Here is a 25,413-nt window from a genome sequence, read left to right as displayed (position 1 = left end):
ATTTATTATAACATAATCTCCTATTCTATTTAAGTAAAAATGTATATTTACAACTTTTAAATACTTAATATAATGAGAGTAAGATGAACTAACAGCATTGAAAGGTGAAAATGAACGAAATGGTTATCTTCAGCTTGAACGAAGCTATGAAAGATGGCAATAATCGCGTGAAACCGGTCGACGAAAAAGGTGCTCCTGTGATGGAGGACACTCATGTGGTTGATCTTCGCACCGCGATTAATGCACCGACAATCCAATAGAATAATTTAATAGTATATATAAGAATATCGAGGGCTGTTCGAGTGACGGTGCCTCGATATTTTTGTATATCGAAAAATTGATAGTTTGAACGCATAATTATGTGAAAATAAAATGAAAAAAATTTTACTTATACAGTAAAATGTGGTATTTTAGTTATATGATTTTGAGAAAATCGATATAGTCTCAGTGATTATCGATTGGTTACTGTAATTTTTATGTAAGTGGATATAGTTAGTTTAATTTAAAGGGGTAAGATTGATGAATCGAGTTTTTAAAGTAATTTGGAATCGTACAAAGGGGTGTTACGTAGTCGTAGCGGAAACAGCAAAGAACATGACGAAACGTTCTTCTTTGTCGGTTGTATTTTCTAAAATGGTAGGTGCTACTGCGCTTGCCGTTATGTTGACGGGCGTTATGATGCCTACGGATGCTTTGGGGGCACCGATTAAAAATGGTATCAACGCACAAGCTGAAAATGACGGTGGTATCGCAATTGGTGATAGCACAAATGCTCGGGGTACTAATTCTATTGCTATCGGTACAGGTGCAAAAGCAGCCGGTGAAAGTACTGTAGGCACGAATATCCCGACAAGTACAGTAGCTATAGGTCAAGGGGCACAAGCTTTGGAAAACGGAGATATCGTTATCGGTCGTTCCGCAAAGAGTATTGTTTCTACGCATCATGGTAATCCTGGATCCGGCGCTGTTGTTATGGGGGCGGATGCTGCTTCCTACGGTGCTCGTGGTGATGTGGCTATCGGTGCATCTGCGGAAACAAATGTAAAAATTAAGAATGATGGCGGTACTGTTAACCCTAAATATGCGCAAGGTGTAGCTATCGGCAGCACTGCGAAAACTTATGGTACACAGTCTCTTGCTCTCGGTGCAGATACAAGAGCTATCGGTAATTCATCCGTTGCCATCGGCGGTGATGATATCGATATGGCTCGTACTGAATTGGAAACAACTGTGCCTCAATTGGCTGCTGGAAACGGTATTAAAAAGAGCTTTAACAAGGAAATTGAAGATAAATTCGCCGGCACTCTTGGTTCGGCATCTATTAATGTAAAAGGTAAATATGCAAATACGGCGGCTATCGGTGATGCAACTACGGCTATCGGTACATTGAGCGAAGCCTATGGTACAGGCTCTACAGCAATTGGTATCAACTCTTTGACTAAAGGTGTAGCCAGCACCGGCATCGGTATCATGACACGTAGTTGGGGAACAAATTCTCTTGCTCTTGGTACGCAGGTTGGTGCTTACGGTGATCGTTCATCCTCTATCGGTGATACGAACCAGGTCGGTTTAGATATGAAAGACGGTTCTAAATCCGGGAAAGAGTCTGCTGCTGTTGGTTCCAAGAATACGATTTACGGTAATCAGGCGTATGCTATCGGTGCAGGAAATACTATCGGTTCCGCTACTGTTATGACCACGACGGAAGCAAATGGTAGTGGTGCAGGTGCCGATCAGGATAAAATTACAACTGTTACAGACGGTACTGTTAAAGGTAATATGTCTGGTGCATTCGGCTATAAGAACAGTATTACGGCCGATAATTCTTATGTAGTGGGCAGTAACTCCAATGTTTCCGCTGATGGGGCTATGGTTCTCGGGAACAATGCTTCCGTGACGGCGAAAAATGCTGTGGCTCTCGGTAATAATACAAAGGTAGATAATGAAAGCGCTGTAGCTCTGGGGACCGGTTCTGAAACGGCAGCAGCTGTAGCGACACCTTCCGCAACCATTAACGGGGCTGTACATAACTTTGCAGGTATTAATCCGGCATCCACCGTAAGTGTCGGCAAGGCAGGCATGGAACGGACAATTACTAATGTAGCGGCAGGTCGTATTTCCGATACTTCTACGGATGCTATCAACGGCAGTCAATTGCATGCAGTTACTTCGGAGATGGATAAGGGCGTGGCATATGCTGGTGATGTGAAAGCTGCATCGGCTACAGCTAATAAATTTACTCGTAAATTTGGTGAACAGACGAATATTGTCGGTGGTGTGACCGATCCGACAAAACTATCCGATAATAATATCGGCGTTGTATCCAACGGAACGGATACATTAAATGTAAAATTGGCGAAAACGTTAACCGGTCTAGAAAGCGTTACTGCCGGCAGTACGACTATCAACAATGACGGCTTGACTGTAGACGGTAAGACTTATGTAACGCCGAATGGTATTGATGCGAACAATCAGAAGATTACCAACTTGGCGGATGGTAGTAATCCTAATGATGCAGTTAACTACGGTCAGTTACAAAAAGCTATCAACGGTACTGCGAAGGCATCCACTGTGAAAGCAAAGGATGCGAATGTAACCGTAACGGAAGGTACGAATGCGAATGGCGGTAAGGAATTTACTGTCGGTTTAGGCAATAAAATCAATGTCGGTGCTGCCCACCCTGTAACTGTAGATGGTGATACAGGTCATGTAACAGGTCTCACGAATACGGATTGGAATGTGGATAATCCAGTGGCTGTATCCGGTCGTGGTGCTACGGAAGATCAGTTGAAGAAGGTTAACGACAAAGTTAATACGAATAGATCCGACATCGACAAAAATAAACAGGATATTGCGGGTAACAAACAGAACATCACTAAAAATGCCGGAGATATCGCCAACAATACGCAGAACATCAATAAGAATAAACAGGATATCTCCGATATCAATAAAACTATTGAAAAAGGCTTGAACTTTGCCGGTGATACCGGTGCCGTAAGCAACAGAAAATTAGGTGATACCGTAACTATCAAAGGCGGTGCTGATGTAGCTAAATTATCCGACAATAATATCGGTGTTGTATCCGACGGTAACGGTACATTGAATGTAAAATTGGCGAAAGAATTACAGGGTTTAACGTCTACAACTTTCACAAACGGTGGTAATAACACTGTTATCAACGGTGACGGTATGACAATCAATCCTGCCAGCGGTAATAAGGTGAGCCTCACAAAGGACGGCCTCAATAACGGCGGTAATAAGATTACGAATGTAGCCGACGGTACGGATCCTAAAGATGCGGTTAATAAATCTCAATTGGATAAAGCTACAGCAGCTGCATCCACAACGGTATCTGCAGGTAATAATATTACTGTGACACCTAGCACCAATGCGAATGGTTCCAAGAACTATGAAGTAAGTCTTAAAGATCAAGTGACATTGGGCTCTGATGCTACGAAACAAATCGCAATGGATGGTACTACAGGTACTATCAAAGCTGGTGATAAAGTTACAATCGACGGCAACAAAGGTACTATTAAAGCTGGCAACGTAACAATTGACGGTGAAAACGGTACAATTAAAGCTGGTGATAAGGTGACTATCGATGGTAAAGATGGTAAGATTGCAGCAGGTAAAGTCTCTGTTGATGGTAAAGACGGCTATGTGACAGGCCTAGAAAACAAAGATTGGGATCCTGACAACATCACAAGCGGTCGTGCGGCTACAGAAGATCAATTGCAAAAATCTCACAAATCCTTAGATAATAAGATTAATAACATAGGTGATGAAATCACGAAAAAAGGTATGGATTTTGCTGGTAATACAGGTGAATTCCACCGTAATCTAGGCCAAAAGGTTACTATCAAAGGTGAAGGTACAGAGTCTGACGATAAATACTCCGGCGAAAATATTAAAACAGTAGCCGACCAAGATGGTAATGTTAATATCAAGATGGCGAAAAACCTTAAGACTGACAGCTTAACTACTGATAAGGTAAAAGTTGGTAAAAACAGTCAAGATGGCGTATCTATTACTGGTCCTAATGGTGCTGACGGTACAGACGGCAAAGTAGGTATCACAGGCAAAGACGGTAAAGATGCTGTATCCATGTCCGGTAAAGACGGCATTGGTCACATTGGCTTAAACGGCAAAGATGGTCGTAGCGCAGATATCACTGTTGAAAAAGGAGATCCTGATCTCGAAGGTAAAGAAATCACTCGCATTAAATACCAAGACGAAAACGGTAAGACACATCAAGTGGCGACTAAAGACGACGGTATGAAATACGGTGGTGACTCCGGTGATGTTATCAAGAAAAAGCTTAACGAACAAGTAAATGTAATCGGCGGTATCACTGATGCTAGCAAGTTGACTACAGAAGATAATTTAGGTGTCGTATCTGATGGTGCTGGCAACCTTAAGGTTCGTATGGCGAAAGATTTGAAAGGTCTTGAAACAGTCACAACTAAAGATGCTGCAGGTAATACTATAGTTATGAACGGTGGCGGTGTAACGATTACACCTGCTAACGGAAATACTGTAAGCCTTACTAAAAACGGTTTGGATAACGGCGGTAATACAATTACCAATGTCGGCCCTGGCGTAAATGGTACCGATGCGGTTAACGTAAATCAATTGAAAGATGCTACTGGCGGCTTGTCAAATGCCATTAATGCGGTAGCGGGCGAAACGCAACGTGTGGGCGCTCATGCGGCGGCAATTTCAGCGTTGAAACCTATTCAGTATGATCCGTTGGAACCGACTCAGGTGATGGCCGGCATCGGCAACTATCGCGGTGAAACGGCGGCGGCTCTAGGCATTGCACATTACACGGCGGAAGATACAATGTTCCATGTAGGGATGTCCGTAGGTAGCCACCATAACATGGTGAATGCTGGTGTAACTCGTAAATTCGGCACTTCCGATGCGAAGAAAGCTGTTCCTGAACGTTATAAGGGCGGTCCTATCAGCTCTATTTATGTGTTGCAAGATGAAGTAACAGCGTTGAAAGCTGAAAATGCACGCATGCAAGAAAGCCTCCATGAGTTGTCTTCTGTTAAGGAGGATAATGCACGTATGCAACAACGTATTGATGAATTATCCTCTGTGAAGGAAGATAATGAACAAATGAAAGCTCAAATCGCATTACTTATGCAACAAGTGGGTCTTTCTAAATAAGGGAGAATTCTTAGTCTAGTTATGTAAGGAATATGAAAGCCGCCCTTCGCAGGGCGACTGATTATCAGGAGAATGTATGAAATTCAAAAAAATTATGCCTATATTGGCACTTGCGTGTGTGTGTGCGGTGGGCCAAGTGGATGCGGCTCAAGATCGATTGATGATGCCGGAACAACCAGCTGAACCATTAAACGTGATTGAAGCAGAAGTGGCTATTCCTGTACCTAGCGAAGAAGTTTGGGACGTAGTGAATGCTTTCACACAATTCCAATTGGATCAAAAGGGCAAGCGTATCATGGATGATTCCCGCATTATGACCGGTCAAGAGCGTTACCGTAACAATGTGTTGTACTACATGAACGTTCGTCGCAGCTGGTACATCGTGAGTCATCGTTACAAAAACGACAGCTATGCGCGCATGGCATTAGATCGTTTGTACAACGATTACAAACAGTTCTTTACAGAGCATGCGACTGTATCTGAAAACGCTAAATTGGACTACGCGCAACAAATCATCGACATCTTGGATCGCAATACGGCCAATGTACATGATGACGAACTGCGTTTCTACATGAACGAAATGGTTATCTTCAGCTTGAACGAAGCAATGAAAGACGGCAACAATCGCGTGAAACCTGTGGACGAAAAAGTGGCCCCTGCGATGGACGAACTTCGCACGGTGAATCTTCGCCAAGTGATTTATGCACCAACAATTCAGTAAGATATGGTGTAACTAATAAACCGCTAATTTAATTAAATATTGTAATTAAATTATTGCCATGCAAGCTTCTAAATTATAGAACTCCCTTGGAGGTCTTTCTTGAAGAAGTTAATAGAATTGTAGATTTGGATACAGCTCAATTTCATATTGCAATTTAAAAATTTATTTTAATAATAATTTTACAATAAAAAAGATGTGTTAAGTATTTCTACTTGACACATCTTTTTTTATGCTGTAGTATATGTAAAGTAATATGACTTGACAGTGATGGAGGTGGCGAAATGGAAGAACGAGTACTTATAAGTTTGCTCTTAGATTTCTATGGGCCATTATTGACGGACAAGCAACGCATGTCCTTACAACTTCACCACGAAGACGATATGTCCCTTGGCGAGATTGCTGAGGAATTAGGTGTATCACGGCAGGCTGTACACGATAATTTACAGCGCGCTCGACATATTTTAAACGATTACGAATCTAAATTACACTTGGTAGCACAATATGAACAGCGTGAAGGACTGCTTTCACAGTTGAAAGAAACCTTGCCTAAAGAGGTGTTAGCTGAAAGTAAGGTACAACAAGTATTGGCGCAAATGGAGGGATATTATGGCATTTGATAGCTTGTCAGAAAAACTGCAAGAAGCCTTTCAATCCTTAAAAGGGAAGGGCAAAATTACAGAAGAAGATGTCAATCTTGCGTTGCGTCAAGTACGTACGGCACTTTTAGAAGCGGACGTTAACTTTATGGTTGCAAAGGACTTTGTTAAGTCCATCAAGGAAAAGGCCCTCGGTGAAGAGGTGTTCGGTTCTTTGAACCCTGCGCAAACGGTTATTAAGATCGTAAATGACGAATTAACCGCTCTCTTAGGTGGCACACAAAGCCGTATCATGATTTCTAGCAAGCCTCCAACGATTATTATGCTTGTTGGTTTGCAAGGTGCTGGTAAGACTACAACAGCTGGTAAATTGGCAGTATACCTTCGCAAACAAGGTAAGCACCCAATGCTCGTAGCTGCCGACGTATATCGTCCAGCCGCGATTACACAGTTGCAAGTTGTAGGTAAGCAAATCGATATTCCCGTATTTGCTGATGAAACACCTGGTGCTAATCCAGTAGATATTGCGCGTCGCGCTGTAGAGCAAAGCACGCATATGTTGAAAGATGTTGTTATCATCGATACAGCTGGTCGTTTGGCGATAGACGAAGTCCTCATGGACGAGTTATCCAATATTAAATCCGCTGTTCGACCTCATGAAATTCTACTCGTTGTAGACTCCATGATCGGTCAAGATGCGGTAACAACAGCACAAACGTTTAATGAAAAATTAGGCGTTGATGGTGTTATCCTTACTAAACTCGATGGTGATGCGCGCGGTGGTGCTGCATTATCTATCAAAGCTGTAACAGGCTTGCCAATCAAGTTCACTGGTGTGAGCGAAAAAATGGATGGTTTCGATGTATTCTATCCAGACCGCATGGCTTCTCGTATTCTTGACTTGGGTGACTTTAAAACATTGATCGAAAATGTTCAAGGCGCTATCGATGAAGAAGAAGCTCGTGAAATGGCTAAGAAAATGGCGAAAAACAATTTCACCTTGGATGATTTCTTGAAACAGATGAATCAGGTGAGAAAGTTAGGGCCATTACAAAATATTATTGGTATGTTGCCAGGCATGGGACAAATTAAGGATCAATTGAAAGACCTTGATTTGAACAGTAAAGAGGTGCGCCGCATTGAGGCCATCATTACATCTATGACGGCAGCAGAGCGAGAAAATCCAAATATTCTGAATGGTTCTCGCCGCAAGCGTATTGCATTAGGTTCTGGTACTCAGGTACAAGATGTAAATCGCTTGTTGAAACAATTTGAGGAAGCGCGGAAGATGATGAAGCGCATGCAAGGTTTACGTGGCGGTAAGGGCGGCTTCCCAGGAATGCCTAAATTACCGTTTATGTAATACATGGGCAGGGGCGCTGAACCTGTCCACCCACATCAGTATAAGGAGGTGAATTTCACATGTTAAAAATTCGTTTGACTCGTTTAGGTGCTAAAAAAGCTCCTTTCTACCGTATCGTTGTTGCTGACGCACGTGCTCCACGTGAAGGTCGTCCTGTTGACACTATTGGTCAATATGATGCTACTAAACAACCAGCTATCGTTAATGTAGACGAAGAAAAAGCTTTGGCTTGGTTAGCTAAAGGTGCTCAGCCTACTGACACTGTTCGCTCCTTGTTCAAAAAACAAGGCGTTATGCAAAAATTTGCGGACGCTAAAAAGTAATTAATAGAGAGGCATACTGTGATGATAGAATTAATTTCATTAATTGCGAAATCATTAGTGAAGCAGCCTGATGCCGTATCTGTTACCATGGTCCAAAAGGGAAATATGGAGGTTTACGAACTTCACGTAGCCCCAGAGGATATGGGCAAAGTCATCGGAAAGCAAGGACGAATTGCGAAGGCGATTCGCGCTGTGGTGAAAGCGGCGGCTATTAAAGAGAACAAAAAGATATCTGTTGATATTGTCTAAAAGGGAGTATTCCAATGGAAGAAATGACATTACGTGTCCCTGTAGCAGTAAAAGCAAAAGTAACAGAAGACTTGAAAGCGAAAATTGTATCTGATCTTGAAACTCGCCTTGATATGGTGAATAAAGATTTGGAAGCAATTGAGTTTCAAGCCCAACGTATTTTGGCTGATGCAGCTAAAGTTGATGCAACAAGTCTTACTGCTATTCGTCAACAAATCGACGAAGAAAAAAATAAACGCTTGGCTTTCAAAGAAGAAGTAACAGCTAAATTGAAAGACGCTCAAGGTTTAGCTTTGGGAACTGAAATTCCTCAAGGTACTTTAGAGCAAACAGTTACCGTTAAAATCGGGGATGATTTGGATGCCATGATGGGCGCTGAAATCCTATTAGAAGACGGTAAAATCGTTGCGTTTCGTCAATAATGAAACATAACGATTTCATCACAATAGGTGTTATCATCGCCCCGCACGGCGTGCGGGGTGATCTTCGTATTATGCCTCAAACCGATTTTCCAGAACGGTTTATGCATATGGATGCCTGTTACATCGATGGTAAAGAATACCACGTTGCATCCGCACGATTTCATAAGCAATTTGTACTAGCATCCTTTAAGGAAATTCCTGACCGTAACACGGCTGAATTATTCAGTAAGAAAGCAATTCAAGTCCGTCGTGAAGATTTGGTAGAATTGCCAGAAGGTCGCTACTACATTTTTGATATCATCGGTCTTGAGGTTCAAGACACTAAGGGTAACGTGCTTGGTACGGTTACTGATGTGTTGCAACCTGGTGCTAATGATGTCTATGTGGTTTCCAAAGATGGGGAACCAGATCAATTATTTGCAGCCATTGAAGAGGTCGTTAAAGACATCGATGTGGAGAATAAATTGATGATCGTAGATCCGCCTGAATGGATATAATCCTTTAGGCGGTTTTTTTTATCTACATATAGGTATATTATGGTAAAAGTTATATAATATAGCTATATATAGATAATGCTAATGAGTTTATGTGAGTTAATAAGTACAGAGGACGGTCTATGCGTATCGACATCGTATCTTTATTTCCTGAGTTTTTTGATGCTTTTTTTAGTCATTCCATCATAAAACGGGCTATCGAAGCGGAGCGCTTATCTATGGGCGTAACTAACCCTCGGGACTTTAGTCATAATAAACATGGTCAAGTAGATGATACGCCGTATGGTGGCGGTGCAGGTATGCTCATGATGGCACCTCCCATTTTTGAAGCTGTAGAATCCGTTATTGCCCAATACGATAATGCTATGGATGATACCTATACAACAGATGAGCTGTGTGATGAAATGAGTCTCATTGGTAACTCTCATGAAAGTACACGACGTCGTGTTATTTTTATGGGGCCTACAGGTCAACCTTTTACACAAGAAAAGGCTCGGGAACTAGCGACGTACGATCAATTGGTGCTCATTTGTGGTCATTATGAAGGCGTCGATTATCGCGTAGAGGAACATTTAGTAGATGAAACTATTTCAATTGGGGACTATGTATTAACTGGTGGAGAATTGCCAGCTATGGTTGTAGCCGATACAGTGGCTCGTATGATTCCCGGTGTATTAGGTGCAGCTAGTGGGGCCCAAGAGGATTCCTTTTATGAGCCTTTATTAGAATGTCCTCAATATACAAAGCCTCCAGAATTCAGAGGATGGGTTGTTCCTGATGTACTACGTAGCGGTCATCATAAAAACATTGCTACGTGGCGAAAAAAGGAAGCCTTAAAGCGGACACGATTGTTGCGGCCCGATTTATTAGAACGACCATTAACAAAAGAGGAAGTTAAACTTTTAAAAGAGATTATTGCTGAAGAGTCTGAAAGAGATACAGGTGAAGTATGAAAGCTTTAGTATTAGGTTCTACTGGTGCAGTTGGTCGCCATATTGTAGAATCATTGATTGACAATCATGAAATTCAAGAAATTCATGTATTTGTACGTCGTCAAGTTACGTATACATCTCCAAAGGTAACCGTTCATATCGTTAATTTTGATGAACCTCGTGAATGGGCACACCTAGTAACAGGAGATATTTTATTCTCTGCTATGGGCACAAACCGTAAACAAGCAGGCTCTAAAGAAGCACAATGGACAGTCGATTATACCTACCAGTACGAAATGGCTCGCATTGCAGCTCAAAATGGAGTAAAAAAATATGGATTAGTCTCCTCTTTAGGGGCGAATCCAAAATCGAAATTCTTTTATATGTCCATGAAAGGACAATTGGAAGAGGTCATCTTAGAACTTCCATTTGAAGCGATTGTTATTGTTCGTCCAGCTACCTTGATTCGAGAAGAACCTGAATTGGTAGAGCGTATTAGCTGTGCTGTATTGGGGGTCATTAATAAAGCACGTGTATTAATGAGTCAAGAGCCTGTAAAAACTGCTGATGTAGCTAAGGTGCTTGTATCAGCTACTATGGGGCAACAATATGGTATTTCTATTATTGAAAATGAAACGATTCATGAACGTGCAGGCTACTTTAAAGCTTAATTTCATTAAATCCCGTTTAGGAGAGAGAGTAGTTTAGATGCGTATATAGGTATTGCTACTCTAACGAGGTTGTTTATGGAGTTTAATTGTTACGATGTCCTTGAGGTTCAGGGCAGCCGTTATATAATAACTGAAAAAATTAAATATAATGAGATTATTCCAAAAGCTGATCAGGAACAAGCCTATAAGGCTAAACCATCTATGCAAAAGTCTCCCGGTGATTATTGGCATGAATATGGCCTAGAGGCTGTCGAGGGAACTGATAAAATATGGGTTACCATTGAGTACAATGATAATGAGTGGTGCACTGTATCTAGAACATCCTATCGTAAGCGTGCGCCGAAAGGATTTACATTACATCAAATCGGTTTGGAAAAGGTTGTAGCCGTAGATGGTGATAGTGGTGCGTCCGTAGGTGATCGAGCTGGGTATAAGGAATATCAATTGCCCTGTGAAGGCGGCGCTAGCGTATTCTTTGAAGAAAATTGGTTCAAAGGGGAAAAAATGTTTGCCGAAGGCTCTCGAGTACAGTTGGTGAATATTAAACTCTGTAATGATGCGGCAGCTAACGCTGTTCGTAAAAAGAAACGTAATCAACGTTTGAAAAAACGACTCGAAGGATTTGCTATAGCCATTGGCTGCGGCGCATTATTTTGGATGTTCCTTGTTAGTGGGGATTCTGACTTTTCTTGGCATGGTATACGTGGTACCTTTGGCTTCCCTTATACTGCAAAGGAGCATATGCATGATACATCCGTCTATTATACTAAGACGGATTCGGATAATGAATATACTTCTAGTTTAGATCCTGTTAGTACAGCATTAGAATTAATCGATTCTTTAAACGGGGATATTAAAAATGAAGGTGAGAGCTTAGCAGAAGGTCGTGAAGTTATTGTATTTTATGATGCTAAGTCTGCCTATATTATCACTAACGTAGATGGGCAAACCCGCGTTAAGGTGTGTGAACCAGGAAAGTTGACACCAGAAGAACAGGAGCTCATTAATAATACAATGCGCAAGACACATGTGCTTGACTCCTATGCCTATATGGTTCGCCAACGGGATAGTAGCGGGCGCGAGAAATTCCTTAATATACACAATCTTAATGAAGCCGATAAGGCTTATATGTTTAACCGTTGACTATGAATATAACGGGACAATATTAGGAGGTTTATCATGATTTTTATTCCTGATGTATTATTGACGATTTTTTATGCTTGTTTTGGAATTTTCTTAATGTTAACTGCCAACACGGTTATTGATTTTTTTGTACCTGGTAAATTTAGTGAAGAAATCAAACGTGGTAACTGTGCTGTAGCATGGCTATCCGCAGGTTCCTTTATCGGTATTGGTGAAATATTGCGTGCTGTTATCATGTCTCCTGTAGTTACTACAGCAGATACTTCTTTATTGCACGGTGTAGTAGCAAGTATCATATATGCTATTTTAGGGATTGTATTGTTTGTAACAGGCTATATGTTTATTAATTTATGGCATCGTAAATATAATTTATCTGAAGAGATTATGCGTGGTAATACAGCTGCTGGTATTCTCGTATTTGGTATCTTTGTAGGTCTTGCTCTCGTTGTTAGTGGTGCTGTGCACTAAGGGAGTGTCCTATGTATAAGCCAAGTAAGAAAACTATATACATAACGAGTGCCTTTGCCGCTGTGGCAGGCATCGTTGGTGTGTCTTCATACTGGAATGACATCGCTTATGCCGTATGTGATAAAATCTACCCAGAAGCAAATGATGGGGAAGTTCGATTAAAGGATAATCAAGGAAATCGCTACTCTTTATTAAATCATGGCGATGGTAAAGAAACAGCTTTGTTTGATGATGACCGATCCGTTACCTTTCACCGAGAAAAGGATGGCAGTTTAGTGTGGGATGCTGGTTTAGCCAGTCTTTTGCCAAGTATTGCAGCAGGCTACTATATTTTCCATGGATTTAATCCACCTACAGCTCGTATGGATGGACGAACTATGACATATCGCGTGGCGGCTCCATTAAAACCCTATGAGGAACCTTATGTATATACTGCAACAGGTTCAAATGTGCGTACTTCTTTGGGGCGACGTACTTATCAGGACTATGAGAAGCGAAGAAGTCAAAAGGCCTCTTCTATAGGTCAAAAGTCGGGCTTTGGTAGTGCTGGTTCACGCTCTGGTGGCTCGTGATGGGAGGCGGTACTATGCAATCCTATATTGATGAGTTAGATACGGACATACTGCCTTTTGTAGATTATGAAGGATATGATGACCGATATCCAACGCTTTCAGTACAATCTTTTCCTGCTGAGTTTTACGATGAAATACGACATGCATCTCGTATGTTATTCCAAATATTTTATAAGGCTACTAAGGTCTTTCAGCAGGCACCTGATGAGTTCGCCCTCAATATGGATATGCCGGAAAATCTGATTCCTTATCTTCACCGAGGAAATCCATTAGGCCTACCTACGTGGCTGTCTCGCTTTGATTTTGTTCTCGATACACAGGGGCGATTGCGCATGGTGGAAATTAATGCGGATACCCCTTGTTTTTTGATTGAAAGTTATTATGCTAATGAGGTAGGAGCCCGTTATTTTAATAAAGAGCATCCAAATAAAGGGGCTAGGGATGAGCTAGAACGTTTTTTGAAACGTGTTTATGAACGCACTTCTCAGGAAAATAGTAAATATAATACGGTAAAGAATGGTGAAGCGAATCCATTTGTGTTTGCTTGCTTTCATGATTATTTAGAAGATTTAGGTACTACTAAGTTTTTAATGAATACGATGAAATCCGCTTGTACTGAGGCAGATGTACGGTTTTTATCATTTTATGATATGGTCATTGATGATGAAGGGATTTTACTTCCCGATGGCAGTCATGCATCAAACCTATATCGTTTGCATCCCATGGAATTGTTAATCGATGAGACGACGGCAACGGGAGAACCGTTAGGTGAAATGTTCTTAGATTTATATAATGAGGGACGGTTTAATTTATTTAATCCTCCAGAAGCGATCATTTTGCAAAATAAGTCATTTATGTCCTTGGTGTATGCCTTATACTTAACTAATCAATTTTTTACAGGTCCTGAGCGAGATATTATTGAACGTTATTTGACTCCGTCCTATTTTGAAAGTGATTTTCCTAACCTCGATGAGGGCCTCTATATTCAAAAGGAAATCTGGGGTCGTGAGGGACGCAATATACAAGTCGTAGAAAAACATGGGGATCAAGCAAAGATCTTTATGGAAAAGTTTGTAGATAATTATGATGACATTGTTTGCCGTGATAGTAAGAAGGTTATGTACCAAGATTTTATTAAGCAAAAACGTTTTATTCACACCGTAGATAGTGGTACAAAAGAAGGGTGCTTGACGCTGTCTTGTTTTATGCTTGGGGACCAAGCCTCTGCTGTAGGAGCCCGTTTCTCTCCTGAAGAAATTGCTGGTACAGAAGCCTATTTTTTACCTTTGGTTATTGATTAAAAACTATGTAGGTTAATTAATGGTACATAAATTATAGGGTTAGGAGCATAAAGTTATTAGGCTAGTATTACTATAGTTTCTATTTGTTGTAAGGCTGGTATTTCTATTATATTGTTTATCTTTGTTGTTAGGTTATAGGAGATATAAGGCATTGGCAAATTTATATATTGGGCTCGTTCATTATCCGATTATGAACAAACATAAAGAGGTCATTACGACGGCCATTACCAATTATGATATTCACGACATTGCACGCGCATCTATCACCTATGATGTATCTAAATATTTTGTGATTCATAATATACCGGCTCAACGAGAATTAGCAGCTACCATTATGGAGCATTGGAAGTCAGGCTTTGGTAGTACCTATAATCCGGACAGAAAAGATGCTTTCACAGGCGTTGAACTCGTTAATTCTATCGCTGTTGCGATGCGTACTATCGAGGAACTGGAAGCGGTAAAACCTATCGTAGCAACTACCGATGCTAGAACTTACGATAATACAATTTCCTATGTACGGATGCGTGAACACCTTGAAAATGAGACGCGCCCTGTGTTAGTATTATTTGGTACCGGTTATGGTATGACAAAAGAAACGATGGAAAGCTTTGACTATATTTTAGAACCCATATATGGTCACGGTGAATACAATCACTTATCTGTGCGCAGTGCTGTATCGATTATCCTTGATCGATTGCGGGGCGAGGCATGGTGGAATAAATAGGGAGGCGTCTATGTCAGGACATTCTAAATGGGCAAATATTAAACATAAAAAAGGTAAAACAGATGCGTTAAAAGCTAAAATGGCTACGAAAATCGGTCGTGAAATTACCGTTGCGGCGCGTATGGGTGGTGCCGATCCAACAGGTAATATGCGTTTAAAATTGGCTTTACAAAAAGCTCGTGAAAACAATATTCCTAAGGACAATATTCAACGTGCCATCGATAAAGGCGTTGGTGCTACGGATATGAACGCATATGAAGAAATCGTATATGAAGGTTATGGTCCGGCTGGTGTTGCTGTTACTGTTGAGGTTATGACGGATAATCGTAACCGTGCGGCGGCAGATGTACGTCATGCGTTCTCTAAACAAGGTGGTAATCTTGGTGAAAGCGGTTGTGTAGGTTGGATGTTTAAATCTAAAGGTGTATTCGTTATCGATAAAGAAGGTCATGATGAAGATGAATTGACTATGTTAGCTCTTGAAGCTGGTGCAGAAGACCTTAAATCCGAAGATGATGTATTTGAAATTTATACAACTCCAGAAGATTATGATGCGGTAGAAGCAGCTCTTGCTGATGCGGGCATCGAAACCGTAGTTGCAAAAATTACAATGATCCCTGATACTACAATTGAGTTATCAGGTGATGATGCTGTTAAAATGCAAAAAATGCTCGATGTATTGGATGATCTTGATGATGTACAAAACGTATATCACAATGGTATCTTGCCAGACGACGAAGAATAATAAAAAGGAGCACTCCACACGAGGGGTGCTCCTTTCCTATTGCTAGATGATGTTAGAATTTTTTGTAAAAGTTAATAAAACTAATAGACTTCTTATAAAATTTTATGCAGGAATTCATGAATTTCGATGTGGTATTGTGCTATAATGAAATAGATTATGTAATGGAGGTAGGCGATAGCTTATCTCATTTTTAGACTAAGGGGGTTGGGGTGCGAATTATAGGAATTGACCCAGGCACGGCGATATGCGGTTATGGCATTATTGACGTGAAGGGCAGTAAACTAACACCGGTAGCCTATGGGGCTATTACAACTCCTAAGGAATTAACTGATTCACAGCGGTTGGAAATTTTATTTAATGACCTCAGTGATATTCTAGAGGAATATAAGCCAGATAAGTTCGGTGTAGAAGAATTATTTTTTAACCGAAATGTAACGACGGCTATTAAAGTTGGTCAAGCACGAGGCATCATTTTATTGGCTGCCGAGCAACAACGGATTCCAATCTATGAATATACGCCGCTGCAAATCAAGCAAGCTGTCACAGGTTATGGCAAGGCTGATAAGAATCAGGTTATTTATATGACGATGAATATTTTGGGGATTCGTGAGAAAATTAAGCCCGATGATACAGCAGATGCATTAGCTGTCGCTATCTGTACGGCTCATAGTTCTCACCACGATAGATTGAAGAGGTTGGTATAATGATAGGGTATGTACGGGGCATCGTAACACATCTCTTTAAAGAGTCTTGCTACGTAGATGTACATGGCGTAGGGTATCGCGTATATGTGCCGACCACTACGCGTCAACAACTGATTGAAGGCCATGAGGCAACGTTATTTACGTATCTCAATGTGCGTGAAGATGCGATGCAACTCTATGGCTTTTGGACGGAAGAGGAATATGAGCTATTTATTCTACTCATTTCTGTTTCCGGTATAGGGCCTAAGGTGGGGTTAGGTATTTTGTCTGGCATGACACCGGAGGCTTTCAAACTAGCAGTCATCAATGGCCAAGTTCAGCAACTAACTAAATTGCCTGGCATTGGCAAGAAGTCTGCAGAGCGACTTGTTCTTGAATTAAAGGATAAGTTAGCTAAAATGACAACTATCTCTATGGAGTCACCGGCGGTGATTCAGCCAATTGGCGTTACTGCAAGTGGAGCTACAGGAGAGGCTATTGAAGCTCTTGTATCATTAGGATATTCCGAGCGAGATGTGGCCGATATTGTGGAGTCTTTAGATGATGGTAAACGCGATGTATCTGAGTTGATTAAGGTCAGCTTGATTGAGCTTGGGAAAGGACGATAAGGATGAACGAAGAAGTACGCCTTGTCGGAAATGGCGAGCACGAAGAAGATATATGGCAATATAGTCTACGTCCTAAATACTTTAATGAATACGTAGGTCAAGAAGAAGCCAAAGGAAATCTGAATGTGTATATTCAGGCGGCTAAGCAACGTGGTGAAGCATTGGATCACGTTTTGCTTTATGGTCCACCAGGTCTTGGTAAGACTACATTAGCAGGTATAATTGCGAACGAATTGGGTGTTAACTTTCGCATAACCTCTGGTCCTGCCATTGAAAAATCTGGTGACTTGGCTGCGATTTTAACGAATTTAGATGATCATGATGTATTATTTATCGATGAAATTCATCGCTTGTCTCGTAGCGTAGAGGAAGTATTGTACTCTGCTATGGAGGACTATGCTATCGATATTATCATCGGTAAGGGCCCAAGTGCTCGAACGGTACGCATTGACTTGCCAAAGTTTACGTTGGTCGGTGCCACTACACGAGCCGGGGCTTTAGCGGCACCGTTGCGGGACCGCTTTGGTATTATTAATCGGTTGGAATATTATAAACAACCGGAATTAGAGTTTATTGTGACTCGGGCCGCAGAAATACTCAATATTGGGATTGAGCCAACTGGGGCTAGCGAAATAGCGCGTCGTTCAAGGGGAACACCGCGTATCGCAAATCGTCTACTTAAGCGGGTACGTGATTTTGCACAAGTTATTGGTGATGGGGTTATCACTCAGGAAATTGCAGATGAAGCGTTACAACGTTTATACATAGATAAAGAAGGACTTGATCGAATAGATCGACGTGTGTTGGAGTGTATTATTGGAAACTATGATGGTGGTCCAGTAGGTATTGATACTATTGCGGCGGCTATCAGCGAAGAGAGAGATACCATCGAAGATGTGTATGAACCATATTTGATGCAATTAGGATTTTTAGGACGCACACCACGTGGGAGGGTGGCTACTAAACTTGCCTATGAGCATTTAGGTATTTCACAGACAGGGAAATGACAATGAAAACGAAACGATTACAATTGATGATAATGGCAACGTTGTTTTTAGGTGTAAATATTGGTGGCGCTTCTGTAGCACAGGGGGCTACATTGCAGAATAAAAATGTAGTAGTCGCGAAAAAGCCTACACCAAAATCAACAGTATCTAGTACAAATGTATCGAAAGTAAATACGACGAAGAAATCTAGTTTTCGTCCTCTTGTAACGAAACCCGTTGCAAAGCCTGTAGCGAAAACGACTTCTAAGTCTACTGCTACACCTACTGTAGCAAAACCTAGTGCTAAGCCGGTGAATGCGGCAAAGCCTAGTACTGCAGCAAAGCCTGCAACGACTGTTAAAACAGTTAGCACTGCTAAATCAACAGCTACAAAACCTGCAGGTACTGCTCCGAAGCCAGTTGCTAAACCTGTAGCTGCGGGCGCTAAGCCAATAGCTCAAAAGCCAGCTGCTTCAAAACAAACTACTCCTAAGGTAGTCAAAACAACGGAAGCGGATAGTATTAAAGCTAATACAGCTGTGATTACTCGTAATAAAGTAGGTTCTGTGATGACACCTGCTACAGAGCGAATCGAACATGTGCCGAATGTACGTGTTCTATTAGGTAGTCGTAGTTCTGATGCTACTGTTACATCTACAGCAAATATGGTTGTGTTGAACAGTGGTAATGGTCAAGTTAGTACGATAAGTGCTAATCGTGGTACGTCAATTGGTGTTCGAGGTGGTAAAATAGCTGTCAATGGTAAGGCTATTGATACAGTAGTTACATTGAAACCGACTAATAGTGATGCACCATTCTTGTTTGAAGGCAAAGGGTACCGCGGTGGACTTACATTACGCGCTAATAACGGTACAATGATGGTGATTAACTCTGTTCCTCTTGAGGATTATCTCTATGGGGTTGTGCCACAAGAGGTAGTACCATCTTGGCCAGCAGCTGCTTTAGAGGCTCAAGCTGTAGCAGCTCGTACCTATGCTCTTCATACGATGGAACAAAATAAAGGTAAATTGTATGATGTGAGCAATTCCACGGATCACCAAGTATATAGTGGTGTGAGTGGTGAGGACCAAGCGACAACAAATGCAGTAAATAAAACTAAAGGCGTAGTTATGCTGTATAACCAACGTCCTATCAATGCTTTATTCCACTCCGATGGTGGCGGTTATACAGAGGATAGTGTCAATGTTTGGGGGAATGACATTCCATATTTGAAAGGTGTAAAAGACTATAGTACTGGCACATCTACATCAAACTGGACCGTTACTACATCTCGTCAAGCTCTTGAAAGTAAGCTCAATGCAGCAAGTAAAGGTGTCGGCAAATTGAAGAGTATTCAATTGACTCCTCTTGGCAATCCTGGTCAACAAACATCTGACAGAGGCGTGTCTGGACGTATTAAGAGTGCTACTTTCATAGGCACCTCTGGAAAGACGACAGTAGATGGCGATTCCTTGCGTAGTATTTTAGGTTTAAAATCTACACTATTTGATTTCTATGTAAATCACAACCCTGCTAAAGGTACGGGTAAGGCATATCATAACTTTACGGGCAATAATGATACTGTCTATATTAAAGGCCACGGTTGGGGACATGGTCTTGGTATGTCTCAATGGGGCGCTGCGGAAATGGCTAAGCGCGCTACTCCAGGGGATGCTAATTATTACCAAACTATTTTGCGTCACTACTATAGTGGCATTACATTGAAGAAAATGTACTAATAAGGATTGCGATGAAAGTTACAGATTTTGATTATGAATTGCCAGAGGAACTGATTGCTCAGCACCCTGTAGAGCCTCGTGATACAGCGCGACTCTTAACCTTGGACAAAGTAACGGGTGAAGTTGTGCATAAAGAGCATTTTTACGATTTGCTAGAAGAACTCCACGAAGGCGATGTACTCGTATTTAATAATACGAAGGTTATCCCTGCGAGATTATATGGCCATCGTCAAGGCTCTGGTGGCAAGGTTGAGGTATTACTCCTAACACCGTGTGGTGAAAACCGCTGGGAATGCCTTGTTAAACCTGGTAAAAAATGTCCTGTTGGTCAAGTCATAGAGTTTGATGACCGCTTAAGTGGGACTGTAATAGATAAGACTGAATTTGGAGGCCGTATCATTGAGTTCACTTGCAATGGTGTATTTGATGATGTGATACAAGAAATTGGTGAAATGCCATTACCTCCATATATTCATGAAAAGTTAGAAGATAAAGATCGTTATCAAACGGTATATGCTAAGGAGAAAGGTTCTGCTGCGGCTCCAACTGCGGGTTTACACTTTACACCTGAGCTTTTAGAAAAAATAAAAGCTAAAGGCGTAGAGCTTGAGTTTGTAACCTTGCATGTTGGATTAGGTACCTTTAGGCCTGTATCGGCAGAGACTATTGAGGATCATGAAATGCATAGTGAGTTCTTCGTAGTGTCACAAGATACAGCTGACCGTATTAATGCAGCTAAACAAAAAGGCTCTCGCATTATTGCAGTGGGTACTACATCGGTACGTACTCTTGAATCTGCTACTAATGATGAAGGGATACTGCAAGGGCTTAGCGGGACCACACAAATCTTTATCTATCCTGGCTACAAATTTAAAATGATTGATGCATTGGTAACGAATTTCCACTTGCCTCAATCTACATTATTAATGTTAATTAGCGCATTGGCTGGTCGAGAACATTGTTTAGCGGCCTATGAAGAGGCTGTAAAAGAGCGGTATCGCTTCTTTAGCTTTGGCGATGCTATGTTTATTCGTTAGGAGGGACCATGGCGAGTATTACTTATGAATTACAAAAAACATGTCCTCATACGGGGGCACGGGCAGGTTTACTGCATACGCCACATGGCACCTTCCAAACACCTATGTTTATGCCTGTAGGTACACAAGCTACAGTTAAAACTATGACGCCAGAGGAATTAAAGGCGATGGGGTCTCAAGTTATTTTGAGTAATACATACCATTTATTCCTTCGTCCTGGTCCTGAACTAGTAGAAGAAGCTGGTGGCTTACATAAATTTATGAACTGGGATCAAGCCATATTGACTGATAGCGGTGGGTTCCAAGTTTTCAGTTTAGGTGATATGCGTAAAATCACTGAGGAGGGTGTAACCTTTAGATCTCATATCGATGGTTCTAAACAGTTCCTATCTCCAGAGGTGGCTACAAAGGTACAAGAACAATTAGGTTCTGATATTGCGATGGCCTTTGATGAATGTATTCCATATCCTGCAGATCACGATTATGCGAAGCGCTCTACGGCGCGTACCACACGTTGGGCTCATCGTTGCCAAGAGGCTCGTAAGGCTCATGACCGTCAAGGTATGTTTGGTATCGTGCAAGGCGGCATGTACAAAGACTTGCGTAAACAAAGTGCGGAAGAGCTAGTAGCTATGGACTTTGAAGGTTATAGTATCGGTGGTTTGTCTGTAGGTGAACCGCATGATTTGATGAATGAAATTCTTGAGTATACTACACCACTATTGCCAACAAATAAAGCACGCTATTTGATGGGCGTTGGTACTGCAGACTGTCTAGTAGAAGGCGTGGCACGTGGTATAGACATGTTCGACTGCGTCTATCCAACTCGTGTTGCTCGAAATGGTATGGCTATGACTTGGAGTGGTCGTCTTAATATTCGAAATGCGCAGTTTGCTCATGATTGGGGTCCTTTGGAAGAAGGCTGCCAATGCTATACATGTAAAAATTATTCTCGCGCTTACATTCGTCATTTGTATAAGGCGGAAGAAATATTAGCATTGCGTCTCGTAACGTATCATAATCTTTACTTCTTATTAGAGTTTATGCGTCAAATGCGACAAGCCATTTTGGAAGATCGATTCCCTCAATTTAGAATGCAATTTTGGGATAGCTTCAAAAAATAGTAATTAAGTCTAGTCAAATCTATATTAGGTGGCTATACTAGAAAAGAAATACATATTTATTAAACTAGGAGGATAAAATGGAAGATATTTTACAAGTGTTGCAAACTAGCTGGCCTATTTTGTTAATGGTAGTAATTTTTTACTTCTTGTTGTGGCGTCCACAAAAGAAACAACAAAAAGAACGTGCTAATTTGTTAGGCAGCTTGAAAAAAGGCCAAAAAATCGTTACTATTGGCGGTATTTATGGCGAGATCGTAGAACTTGATGATGAAAAAGTAAAAGTTCAAGTATCTGAAAAAGTTGAGTTAACATTTGCTCGTACTGCTGTGGCTAACGTGCTTTCCAAGAAAAACAAGGAAGAAAAATAATGAATACAAAGGAAGCAGTGCGACGGGCGTGCAAGTCCCAGCGCGCTGCTTTATCCGTTGCTGATTGTAATACGTGGACGACTCTATTGACGGAGCAGATTGTCAATTGTCCTGAATATATATCAGCAAATGCCATTATGGCCTATTTGGCGATGCCCAAAGAGGCCAATTTAGACGATGTGATTCGTCATGCTTTAGAACATGGTAAATCTGTATACGTTCCAGTATGTACTGATAAGACGACTATGATTGCAGTTCGTCTCAAGTCTCTAGAATCTATCACTCGGGGTGTGTTAAATATACGCATTCCCTCTGAGCCATACGAGGTTATTAATCCACATGACTTGGATTTGATTTTAGTGCCTGGTGCTGGCTTTGACCGTCAAGGTGGTCGCATGGGGATGGGGAATGGGTATTATGATCGATTTCTCAAGGAACTTTCACCAAGTACATTTATGGGCGTATGTTGGTCAGTACAATTGTGGGATACACCAATTCCTATGGATGCATTGGACCAACGGATGAGCAAAATTGTGACAGAGCAGGGCGTTATACATTGTGTATAGTAGAAGGGAGCAACTATTTTGAACGGTAAAGCTATTATCAAGTTTTTAGTAGTCGTTGCTGTCATCATTGGTACTTTTGCGTATTGTATTGAACCTTTAGCGGGTTCTTTGAAACAAGGCCTTGATTTGCAAGGTGGTACGCATATCGTATTGGAAGCAGAAGATTCTGCAACTGGTAAAGCTGACAATGATGCAGTTGAACGGGCAAAGCAAATCTTAGAGCGTCGTATTAATGAAATGGGTTTATCTGAACCATTAGTACAACGTGAAGGTGCTCGTCGTATTATCATCGAATTGCCAGGTGTAAAAGATCCTGACGAAGCGATTAAACGTATCGGTAAAACAGCGGTGTTGGAATTTAAAAATGACCAAGGCCAAACTGTTATGACTGGCGATGACTTAAAAGATGCGAAAGAAGAATTAGGTCAAAACAAACAACCACTTGTTGCCATTGAGTTAAGTGATGAAGGGGCTAAAAAGTTTGCTGACTTGACTTCTAAAAATATCGGCCGTCGCATTGCGATTACATTAGACGGTCAAGAATTGACTAATCCTGTAGTACAACAAGCGATTACAGGTGGTAAAGCAACTATCTCTGGTAGCCAAAGCTTAGAAGAAGCTAAAGATTTAGCTATCTTATTACGTTCTGGTGCATTGCCTGTTAAAATTAATGTATTAGAGGTGCGTACAGTAGGTCCTTCTCTGGGGCAAGACTCCAAAGACAAATCCATAGTAGCTTTCAGTGCTGGTATTGCGATGATCATGATTTTCTTGGTTATTTTATATCGCTTATCCGGTATCGTAGCTAATATTGCATTGCTTGTATATGTAATGCTTTTACTCCTAGTATTAGGTAAAGGTTTTAGTGCTACAATGACGTTACCTGGTATCGCAGGTATTATCTTGTCCATGGGGGTGGCGGTAGATGCGAACATCCTTATCTTTGAACGTTTCAAAGAAGAGGTATTCTCTGGTAAATCCATGCGTGTAGCAATGGAAGCTGGTTTTAGTCGTGCTTTAGCAACAATTACAGATGCGAACGTATCCGTTATTATTACGGCTGGTATCTTGACAATCTTAGGTTCTGGTCCAGTAAAAGGCTTCGCTATCAGCTTAGGTGTGGGCGTAGTAGTAAGTATGTTTACAGCAATTATCGTAAGCCGTTTCTTATTGCGCATGTTAATTGAATGTAATTTTACAAACCATCCATTCTGGTTTGGTGCGAATATTTCTCCAAGCACAAGTGCTGACGCATTTGCACCAAAAGTATCGAAAGGAGGTAAACGCAAATGACATTAAACGTAGTTAAACATCATCGTTGGTGGTTTGCTATTTCCTCCATCCTTGTAATCATTAGCTTAATATCGATATTCATGAAAGGTTTTAACTTTGGTATCGACTACACAGGTGGTACGATTGTTGAAGTAGTATTTGAACAACCTGTAGAGGTTAGCCAAGTTCGTGATGTTTTGAAAGAATACAATCTTGAAAACGCACAAATTCAGCTTTCTGGTGATACTACAGGCGATACATCTGGTAAAGATGTAATGATCCGTACTCGTAACCTTGAATCTAGTGAAAGCGCTGCCGTTGTTGAGTCTTTGACTAAAAACGTTGGTCAAAATACTGTTAAGCGTATTGAAACAGTAGGTGCTGTTATCGGTTCTGAAGTAACAGAACACGCGTTAACAAACCTTCTCATTGCATTCTTGGCGTTAGCGCTTTATATTTCTTATCGATTTGAATATAAAGTAGCTATCTCTGCGTTGATTGCGATTTTCCATGACTTGATTATGGTACTTGGTGTATTCTCTTATTTCCAATTGGAAATTGATGCATCTTTCTTGGCAGCTGTACTTACGGTTGTAGGTTATTCCATGAATGAGTCTGTAGTTATCTTCGACCGCGTTCGTGAAAATACACATACGCATAAACGTTCTGATACATTTGCAGACCTTGCAAACGCTTCTGTTACACAAAGTATTCATCGTAGTTTCTATACATTGGCAACTGTTATGTTTGCCTGCGTATCTCTTTATGTATTTGGTGGGGATACAACGAAGAACTTTGCGCTTTGTATGATCATCGGCTTTGCTAGTGGTGCGTACTCCTCTATCTGCGTAGCGACATCCTTATGGGCTATCTGGAAGAGCCGTAACAAAAACGACGTACGTAATCAACAATAATATATCAAACAACAATAATATATGAACTGCTTTTACTATAATAATGGTGAAAGTACTGAACCTCTCTAGGATACAGTCTAGAGAGGTTTTTTTATTGTACGCCGAATAGGCATGACTAAACCCCCAGTTAAACTGGGGGTCGGTAAAAATTCTTAGAGAAAAGGAAAGAACCTCCTAGTGATAGAATGAAGTT

27 protein-coding genes are annotated in these 25,413 nt (G+C 41.1%); all 27 read left to right on the top strand.

The window, feature by feature from the left end; all coding sequences use genetic code 11:
* The first annotated feature begins 110 nt into the window (after positions 1-110).
* The 27 genes from KH364_RS04395 to secF all read left to right on the top strand — a co-directional run bounded on the left by KH364_RS04395 (position 111) and on the right by secF (position 25,220).
* Complete coding sequence (locus KH364_RS04395) at positions 111-260, top strand: hypothetical protein (RefSeq protein ID WP_273298749.1); 150 nt, start codon at positions 111-113, stop codon at positions 258-260.
* Between the two features lie 259 nt (positions 261-519).
* Positions 520-5,178, top strand: coding sequence for an ESPR-type extended signal peptide-containing protein (locus KH364_RS04390; RefSeq protein WP_105081319.1), 4,659 nt, complete (start codon positions 520-522; stop codon positions 5,176-5,178).
* 76 nt (positions 5,179-5,254) lie between these two features.
* Positions 5,255-5,899 (top strand): hypothetical protein, encoded by a 645-nt coding sequence (locus KH364_RS04385; protein ID WP_273298748.1) that lies wholly within the window; start codon positions 5,255-5,257, stop codon positions 5,897-5,899.
* 281 nt (positions 5,900-6,180) lie between these two features.
* A complete protein-coding gene (gene ylxM, locus KH364_RS04380) occupies positions 6,181-6,516 on the top strand; it encodes a YlxM family DNA-binding protein (protein WP_005387334.1) in 336 nt (111 codons plus the stop codon).
* Positions 6,506-7,858 carry a signal recognition particle protein gene (gene ffh, locus KH364_RS04375; protein WP_105081321.1) on the top strand — a complete coding sequence of 451 codons (1,353 nt, stop codon included), beginning with the start codon at positions 6,506-6,508 and terminating at the stop codon, positions 7,856-7,858. Before ylxM ends, ffh begins: the two co-directional genes overlap by 11 nt.
* A gap of 59 nt (positions 7,859-7,917) precedes the next feature.
* Positions 7,918-8,181, top strand: a complete 264-nt coding sequence (gene rpsP / locus KH364_RS04370; protein WP_004695565.1) for a 30S ribosomal protein S16 — start codon at positions 7,918-7,920, stop codon at positions 8,179-8,181.
* A 21-nt stretch (positions 8,182-8,202) separates the two neighbouring features.
* Positions 8,203-8,430, top strand: a complete 228-nt coding sequence (locus KH364_RS04365) for a KH domain-containing protein (protein ID WP_009352618.1) — start codon at positions 8,203-8,205, stop codon at positions 8,428-8,430.
* Positions 8,431-8,444: 14 nt separating this feature from the next.
* Entirely contained in the window at positions 8,445-8,852 is a 408-nt protein-coding gene (locus KH364_RS04360) for a YlqD family protein (RefSeq protein WP_005387339.1), read from the top strand.
* A complete protein-coding gene (rimM, locus tag KH364_RS04355) occupies positions 8,852-9,349 on the top strand; it encodes a ribosome maturation factor RimM (RefSeq protein WP_005387340.1) in 498 nt (165 codons plus the stop codon). The genes KH364_RS04360 and rimM overlap by 1 nt, the downstream gene beginning before the upstream one ends.
* 119 nt (positions 9,350-9,468) lie before the next feature.
* A complete protein-coding gene (gene trmD, locus KH364_RS04350; RefSeq protein ID WP_273298747.1) occupies positions 9,469-10,299 on the top strand; it encodes a tRNA (guanosine(37)-N1)-methyltransferase TrmD in 831 nt (276 codons plus the stop codon).
* Positions 10,296-10,949: an NAD(P)H-binding protein gene (locus KH364_RS04345; RefSeq protein WP_273298746.1), complete on the top strand. Its 654-nt coding sequence runs from the start codon at positions 10,296-10,298 to the stop codon at positions 10,947-10,949. Before trmD ends, KH364_RS04345 begins: the two co-directional genes overlap by 4 nt.
* 75 nt (positions 10,950-11,024) lie before the next feature.
* Positions 11,025-12,092, top strand: a complete 1,068-nt coding sequence (locus KH364_RS04340; protein ID WP_273298745.1) for a hypothetical protein — start codon at positions 11,025-11,027, stop codon at positions 12,090-12,092.
* 36 nt (positions 12,093-12,128) lie between these two features.
* The gene (locus KH364_RS04335) at positions 12,129-12,560 is read left to right on the top strand and encodes a DUF350 domain-containing protein (RefSeq protein WP_054748465.1); all 432 of its coding nucleotides are present in this window, start codon (positions 12,129-12,131) and stop codon (positions 12,558-12,560) included.
* Between the two features lie 11 nt (positions 12,561-12,571).
* Positions 12,572-13,132 carry a hypothetical protein gene (locus tag KH364_RS04330; protein WP_009352621.1) on the top strand — a complete coding sequence of 187 codons (561 nt, stop codon included), beginning with the start codon at positions 12,572-12,574 and terminating at the stop codon, positions 13,130-13,132.
* 14 nt (positions 13,133-13,146) lie between these two features.
* Positions 13,147-14,433, top strand: a complete 1,287-nt coding sequence (locus KH364_RS04325; protein ID WP_273298744.1) for a glutathionylspermidine synthase family protein — start codon at positions 13,147-13,149, stop codon at positions 14,431-14,433.
* A gap of 151 nt (positions 14,434-14,584) precedes the next feature.
* On the top strand, positions 14,585-15,157 hold the full coding sequence (locus tag KH364_RS04320; RefSeq protein WP_273298743.1) for an RNA methyltransferase: 573 nt from the start codon (positions 14,585-14,587) through the stop codon (positions 15,155-15,157).
* A 10-nt stretch (positions 15,158-15,167) separates the two neighbouring features.
* Positions 15,168-15,902 (top strand): YebC/PmpR family DNA-binding transcriptional regulator, encoded by a 735-nt coding sequence (locus tag KH364_RS04315; protein WP_265137561.1) that lies wholly within the window; start codon positions 15,168-15,170, stop codon positions 15,900-15,902.
* A 209-nt stretch (positions 15,903-16,111) separates the two neighbouring features.
* Positions 16,112-16,606, top strand: a complete 495-nt coding sequence (gene ruvC, locus KH364_RS04310) for a crossover junction endodeoxyribonuclease RuvC (RefSeq protein ID WP_273298742.1) — start codon at positions 16,112-16,114, stop codon at positions 16,604-16,606.
* Entirely contained in the window at positions 16,606-17,214 is a 609-nt protein-coding gene (ruvA, locus tag KH364_RS04305; protein ID WP_273298741.1) for a Holliday junction branch migration protein RuvA, read from the top strand. Before ruvC ends, ruvA begins: the two co-directional genes overlap by 1 nt.
* A gap of 2 nt (positions 17,215-17,216) precedes the next feature.
* A complete protein-coding gene (gene ruvB, locus KH364_RS04300; RefSeq protein ID WP_273298740.1) occupies positions 17,217-18,221 on the top strand; it encodes a Holliday junction branch migration DNA helicase RuvB in 1,005 nt (334 codons plus the stop codon).
* Between the two features lie 2 nt (positions 18,222-18,223).
* The gene (locus KH364_RS04295) at positions 18,224-19,939 is read left to right on the top strand and encodes a SpoIID/LytB domain-containing protein (RefSeq protein WP_273298739.1); all 1,716 of its coding nucleotides are present in this window, start codon (positions 18,224-18,226) and stop codon (positions 19,937-19,939) included.
* Positions 19,940-19,950: 11 nt separating this feature from the next.
* Positions 19,951-20,976, top strand: a complete 1,026-nt coding sequence (gene queA / locus KH364_RS04290) for a tRNA preQ1(34) S-adenosylmethionine ribosyltransferase-isomerase QueA (protein ID WP_273298738.1) — start codon at positions 19,951-19,953, stop codon at positions 20,974-20,976.
* Positions 20,977-20,984: 8 nt separating this feature from the next.
* Positions 20,985-22,100 (top strand): tRNA guanosine(34) transglycosylase Tgt, encoded by a 1,116-nt coding sequence (tgt, locus tag KH364_RS04285; protein WP_273298737.1) that lies wholly within the window; start codon positions 20,985-20,987, stop codon positions 22,098-22,100.
* 77 nt (positions 22,101-22,177) lie between these two features.
* Complete coding sequence (gene yajC / locus KH364_RS04280) at positions 22,178-22,468, top strand: preprotein translocase subunit YajC (RefSeq protein ID WP_009352666.1); 291 nt, start codon at positions 22,178-22,180, stop codon at positions 22,466-22,468.
* Positions 22,468-23,034: a 5-formyltetrahydrofolate cyclo-ligase gene (locus tag KH364_RS04275; protein ID WP_273298736.1), complete on the top strand. Its 567-nt coding sequence runs from the start codon at positions 22,468-22,470 to the stop codon at positions 23,032-23,034. Before yajC ends, KH364_RS04275 begins: the two co-directional genes overlap by 1 nt.
* An 18-nt stretch (positions 23,035-23,052) precedes the next feature.
* The gene (gene secD / locus KH364_RS04270) at positions 23,053-24,327 is read left to right on the top strand and encodes a protein translocase subunit SecD (protein ID WP_273298735.1); all 1,275 of its coding nucleotides are present in this window, start codon (positions 23,053-23,055) and stop codon (positions 24,325-24,327) included.
* Positions 24,324-25,220, top strand: a complete 897-nt coding sequence (secF, locus tag KH364_RS04265) for a protein translocase subunit SecF (RefSeq protein WP_273298734.1) — start codon at positions 24,324-24,326, stop codon at positions 25,218-25,220. Before secD ends, secF begins: the two co-directional genes overlap by 4 nt.
* Positions 25,221-25,413: the final 193 nt, after the last annotated feature.

The organism is Veillonella sp. oral taxon 158 (genome assembly GCF_018376515.1).
Classification (GTDB): Bacteria; Bacillota; Negativicutes; order Veillonellales; family Veillonellaceae; genus Veillonella; species Veillonella rogosae.
Note: the sequence above shows the minus strand (reverse complement) of the source record. Positions and strands in the feature narration are given on the sequence as shown.